The organism is Phenylobacterium sp., from assembly GCF_041920015.1.
Classification (GTDB): domain Bacteria; phylum Pseudomonadota; class Alphaproteobacteria; order Caulobacterales; family Caulobacteraceae; genus Phenylobacterium.
Genome location: NZ_JAYRST010000150.1, coordinates 1 through 2,235, shown reverse-complemented (window position 1 = coordinate 2,235; position 2,235 = coordinate 1). Strand labels below are relative to the sequence as shown.

At 68.5% G+C, this 2,235-nt stretch carries 3 protein-coding genes; 1 reads left to right on the top strand and 2 read right to left on the bottom strand.

Going from position 1 to position 2,235, the window contains the following annotated elements; genetic code table 11:
* A partial coding sequence (locus tag ACE3TL_RS16925; RefSeq protein WP_374579826.1) for a cysteine desulfurase family protein occupies positions 1-683 on the bottom strand: 683 nt, incomplete at its 3' end.
* Positions 680-1,126 (bottom strand): Rrf2 family transcriptional regulator, encoded by a 447-nt coding sequence (locus ACE3TL_RS16920; RefSeq protein ID WP_374579825.1) that lies wholly within the window; start codon positions 1,124-1,126, stop codon positions 680-682. The genes ACE3TL_RS16925 and ACE3TL_RS16920, both read right to left, overlap by 4 nt.
* Before the next feature lie 183 nt (positions 1,127-1,309).
* Between ACE3TL_RS16920 and ACE3TL_RS16915 the strand changes: the two genes are divergently transcribed.
* A complete protein-coding gene (locus ACE3TL_RS16915; RefSeq protein WP_374533381.1) occupies positions 1,310-1,960 on the top strand; it encodes an alpha/beta hydrolase in 651 nt (216 codons plus the stop codon).
* Positions 1,961-2,235: the final 275 nt, after the last annotated feature.

Genomic DNA, 2,235 nt, shown 5'->3' with positions numbered 1-2,235 from the left:
TCCTGCCCGCCGCCATGCTGGCGGCGCACCAGGGTCGCGCGGGGGCCGAAGGTCAGGGCGCCCACGCCCTGCGGCCCGCCGAGCTTGTGGGCCGAAACGGCCAGGGTGTCGGCGCCCAGGGCGCGGCTGTCGGCGACGATCTTTCCGGCGCTCTGGACCGCGTCGACATGCAGCCAGCCCTCGGCCGCATGGACGACCTCGGAGGCTTCGCGCACCGGCTGGATCACGCCGGTCTCGTTGTTGGCGTGCATCAGGGCGACGAACGGTCGCCCGTCGGCGGGGTCCCAGCGCCCCAGCCGTTCGGAAAGCCAGACGATGTCGACGACGCCGTCGGCGCTCACCGGCGCCAATTCCATCACCGCTCCGCTCGCCTTGGCGCTCTCCAGCACGCTGTCATGCTCGATGGCGCTGACGATCAGGCGCTTCGACCCGGTCGCGACGGCGCTCTCGATGGCCAGTGCGTTCGCCTCGGTCCCGCCCGAGGTGAAGACCACCGTGGAGGCCGGCCCCCCGATCAGAGCCGCCACGGCGTTGCGGGCCTCCTCGACCAGGGCGCGCGCGGCGCGGCCGGCGGCGTGCACCGAGGAGGGGTTGCCCGGCGCGGCGAAGGCGCGGCTCATCGCCTCGATCGCCTCCGGGCGCATCGGAGCGCTGGCGTTGCAATCCAGGTAGATGCGGCTCATGCCGCCTCCCGCCGGGAGAAGCGGCCATCCACCAGGTCGGCGAGCGTCACCGAGGCGAGATAGCTGTGCAGGTGTCGGCCCATCTCGTCCCACAGATCGTGGGTTATGCAGCGCTCGCCCTTCAGCATGCAGCCCTTGCTCTGCGCCGCCCCGCAGCGGGTGGCGCGCAGCGGCTCGTCCACCGCCAGGACGATGTCGGCGATGCTGGTCTCGCATGCCTCTCGGGCCAGGCGATATCCGCCCCCGGGACCGCGCAGGCTCTTGACCAGGCCGCGCCGGCGCAGGCGCGCAAAGAGTTGTTCGAGGTAGGACAGGGAGATTTGCTGGCGCTGGGCGATGTCGGCCAGGGTCACAGCGCGGTCGCCCGCCGCCAGCGCCGCCTGCCGGCGCGCCAGGTCGGCCATGGCCATGACCGCATACCGTCCCTTGGTCGAAAGGCGCATGTCGCTCCTCAAGAATGCTCTCAATAAGCCCGATGCTTTTTTTCGAGCATTCGGCGGGTCCCATATGTTACAGGCCCCCGCCTGCACGGGGCGCGTCGTCGGAACCGGCCGACGCTCGCGACTTAAGAAGACCGAGCGCGTTAGTCAAGTATTCGGACCTGCGCGCCTGACGAGAGGAATGGCATGCCAGAAGTGGTTCTGACCGGCGCCGCCGGGCGGATCGAGGGTCGCTACACCCAGGGCAAGAGCCCGACCGCGCCGATCGCGCTGATCCTGCACCCGCACCCCAAGGCCGGCGGCCAGATGAACCATCCGGTGGCGGTGCAGCTCTTCCATCTGTTCATGAAGCGCGGCTTCTCGACCCTGCGCTTCAACTTCCGTGGCGTCGGTCGCAGCCAGGGCGAGTTCGACAGCGGCATCGGGGAGCTGGCCGACGCGGCCACGGCTCTCGACTGGCTGCAATCGACCAATCCGGCCGCTTCGCAATGCTGGGTCGCCGGATATTCGTTCGGCGCCTGGATCGGCATGCAGCTCCTGATGCGGCGCCCCGAGACGGACGGCTTCATCAGCGTCTCGCCGCCGACCAACATGTACGATTTCAGCTTCCTGGCGCCCTGCCCGGCCTCGGGCCTGATCCTGCACGGCGGCGCCGACACCGTGGTCCCGCCGGTGGAGGTCGAGCGCGTGGTCTCCAAGCTGCGCACTCAGAAGGGCATCGTCATCGACCACGAGGTCGTCGAAGGCGCCACCCACTTCTGGGCCGAAAACCTCCCCGACGTCGAAAAGCGCGTCGGCGCCTATCTCGACAAACGCATCGAAGCCGACCCGATCTGATATCACCAAAATTGCTCCCCCTTTTGGGGCAGGGCTATCGCGTAGGGGTGTCATCCCGGTTTGCGAAGCAAGACCGGGACCCATGAACACATGCGGCTCAGAATCCGTCTCGGCGGCGCCGGACCCTGAAAGCTCAGGCGTTCATGGTTCCCGGAAAGCGCGCAGCGCCTACCGGATTCACACATTGTTGTCGGCCAGTGTGGTGACGCCGTCCTTAGCGGCTTGGAAGTGCAGCCATCCGGCGAGCATCACGGTGGGTCCGGGCTTGCCGTAGT